The sequence below is a fragment of the Candidatus Benthicola sp. genome (assembly GCF_058719085.1).
Genome location: NZ_JBZQEK010000144.1, coordinates 1 through 2409 on the forward strand (window position 1 = coordinate 1; position 2409 = coordinate 2409).

Consider the following 2409-nt stretch of genomic DNA (forward strand, 5'->3'; position numbering starts at 1 on the left):
CGAGGATGACTACGTGTTCACCGCGTACCGGGACCACGCGCAGGCCCTGGTGCGGGGCGTGAGCTCCGACGCCGTGATGGCGGAGCTGTTCGGGAAGATCGGCGGCGCCTCGCGCGGCGCCGGCGGCTCGATGCACATCTTCGATCGGGACGTCAACTTCATGGGGGGGCACGGCATCGTGGGCACGCACCTGCCCCTCGCGGCCGGGGTCGGCTACGCGATCAAGTACCGGGGCGGCGACCAGGTGGTGCTCTGCTTCTTCGGCGACTCGGTGGTGAACGGCGGACCGTTCCACGAGGCCTTCAACATGGTGGCCAAGTGGGAGCTTCCGGTCGTCTACGTGGTCGAGAACAACTCCTACGGCATGGGAACCGACATCGACCGGGTGGCGGCCGTGGACGAGTTGTTCACGCGGGCGTGCGCGTACCAGGGGAAGAAGGCCGAGCAGGTGGACGGGATGGACGTCCTCGCCGTATACGATGCGACGATGCGCGCCGTGGAACGGGCGCGCGAGACGTCGCGACCCACCTTCATCGAGGCCCGCACGTACCGGTTCTTCGGTCACTCGATGTCCGATCCGGCGCACGGCACCTACCGGTCCCGCGAGGAAGTGCAGGCGGAAAGGGACAACGATCCCATCAACAGCCTCGCGGAGCGCATGGAGGAAGCGGGTCTGCTCACGGATGAGCAGTACAAGGAGCTGGATCGGGAGGTGATCGACGAGGTCGAGCGGGCGGCCGAGTTCGCGGAGAACAGCCCCGTCCCCGGCCGGGACGAGATCTACGCTCACGTGTACGCCGATGAGTTCCGGGGCGGCTTGCTGCGGAGGGACGCATGGCGGTGATCACGTATCGCGAGGCCCTCAACCGGGCCCTTCGCGAAGAGATGAAGCGCGATGACAGCGTGTTCATCATGGGCGAGGAGGTCGGGGAATACGACGGCGCCTACAAGGTCTCGAAGGGACTTCTGGACGAGTTCGGGGAGATGCGGGTGCGGGACACGCCGATCGCCGAGAACGGTTTCGCCGGTCTCGGCGTGGGCGCGGCCATGGGTGGACTCCGGCCGGTGGTCGAGTTCATGACCTGGAACTTCGCCCTGCTGGCCTACGACGCGATCGTGAACTCGGCGGCCAAGATGCGTCACATGTCCGGCGGACAGTTCGCCGTTCCGATCGTGTTTCGGGGCCCGGGTGGGTCGGCCCTGCAGCTCGCGGCCCAGCACTCGCAGGTCCCGGACCCGTGGTACGCGAACATCCCCGGACTCAAGGTGTGCGCACCCGCCACCCCGGCCGACGCCATGGGCCTGCTCAAGACGGCGATCCGTGACGACGACCCGGTCGTGTTCATCGAAGGTGAGCTGCTCTACAACGTGAAGGGCGAGGTGCCGGATGACGAGCACCTGGTGCCGATCGGGCTGGCCGACGTGAAGCGCGCCGGCGAAGACGTGACGATCGTCGCGCACTCGAAGATGCTGCACGTGGCGATGCAGGCGGCCGAGAAACTGGCCGCCGAGCACGAGGTGGAGGCCGAGGTCGTGGACCTGCGCAGCCTGCGCCCGCTCGACCTCGACACCTACGTGGAGTCGGTAAAGAAGACCAACCGAGCGGTCGTGGTCGAAGAGGGCTGGCCGGTGGCGGGAATCGGGGCCCAGATCGTCGACGACATCCAGCGCGAAGCGTTCGACTATCTGGACGCACCCGTGGCCCGCGTATCGGGCCTGGACGTCCCGATGCACTATGCCCGCGCTCTCGAGAAGCTCATCGTGCCGGACGCCGACGCGGTCGTGAAGGCGGCCCGGCACGTCTGCTACCTGGACTGAACAGGCCCTGGCTCTGATATGGCAACGAAGATCGTGATGGCGCAGCTCAGCCCGACGATGGAGGAGGGCAAGCTGCTGGAATGGAAAGTCGCCGAGGGCGACCGGGTCGACGCCAGCGATCTCCTGGCCGAGATCGAGACCGACAAGGCCAACATGGACATCGAGGCCATGGGCGGCGGTGTCGTTCTCAAGCTGCTGGCCGAAGAGGGTGACACGGTGCCCGTCGGCGCGTTGATCGGGATCATCGGGGAAGAGGGCGAGGACATCTCGGCCCTGCTCACGGAGGCGGAGGCCGCGGCGGACGGGCAGCCGGTGGCCGAGGAAGCGCCGGCCGCGGAGGAATCCGTGGTGCCCCCGGCACCAGCGAAGCCTGACAGCTCGGGTCCCGGCCCGGTGCCGGAGTCGGAGAAGCCGGCGGAGAAGCCGGTCGCGGTGGCGGAGCCCGACCACAGTCGGGCCGGTGAGTCCTCCGTCACCGGCGCCGTGAAGGCCTCGCCGCTCGCCCGCCGGATGGCCGAGGAAGCAGGCCTGAGGGTGGCGGACATCGCGGGGTCAGGGCCGGGTGGACGGGTGGTGAAGCGGGACGTCGAG

Annotated in this window: 3 protein-coding genes; all 3 read left to right on the forward strand. The window is 68.2% G+C overall.

The window, feature by feature from the left end; all coding sequences use genetic code 11:
* A partial coding sequence (locus AC36XV_RS10870; RefSeq protein ID WP_492203705.1) for a thiamine pyrophosphate-dependent enzyme occupies positions 1-844 on the forward strand: 844 nt, incomplete at its 5' end.
* Entirely contained in the window at positions 835-1818 is a 984-nt protein-coding gene (locus AC36XV_RS10875; RefSeq protein ID WP_492203706.1) for a pyruvate dehydrogenase complex E1 component subunit beta, read from the forward strand. The genes AC36XV_RS10870 and AC36XV_RS10875, both read left to right, overlap by 10 nt.
* Before the next feature lie 18 nt (positions 1819-1836).
* The coding region (locus tag AC36XV_RS10880) for a biotin/lipoyl-containing protein (protein WP_492203707.1) at positions 1837-2409 on the forward strand (573 nt) is incomplete at its 3' end.

Bases quoted from the DNA above. Each gene is read 5' to 3' on its own strand.
- AC36XV_RS10875 (WP_492203706.1), top strand. From the start codon at position 835: ATGGCGGTGATCACGTATCGCGAGGCCCTCAACCGGGCCCTTCGCGAA.